We start from the raw sequence: 316 nt of genomic DNA on the forward strand, positions 1-316 counted from the left end.
GAACCCAGTCGTTATCCGCTGACGGAAGAAGAAAGTCGAAGGCTTCGGCGGGGACTAGAGGACATCAGCGTGTCGCGTAGTGCTGAACGAGCAGGCGGCTGGGGCGTGCCCGTGCCTGGGAGCAACGACGTTATCTATGTCTGGTTCGATGCTCTGGCGAACTATCTCAGAAGGCTCGATTACGGTTCCGACGAAACCCTGTTCTGGCGAAACTGGGCACAGCAAGGCGAACCCTCCCACTTTGTCGGCAAGGAAATTTCCAAGTTTCACGCGATTTACTGGCCAGCGATACTCCTGTCTGCCGGAGTGCTGCTCC

At 57.3% G+C, this 316-nt stretch carries 1 protein-coding gene; it reads left to right on the forward strand.

Annotated elements, in window-relative coordinates:
- On the forward strand, positions 1-316 hold a 316-nt coding region (locus AF337_RS25430), incomplete at both ends, for a class I tRNA ligase family protein (protein ID WP_049734319.1).

It is taken from the genome of Rhizobium ecuadorense (assembly GCF_001187535.1).
GTDB lineage: Bacteria > Pseudomonadota > Alphaproteobacteria > Rhizobiales > Rhizobiaceae > Rhizobium > Rhizobium ecuadorense.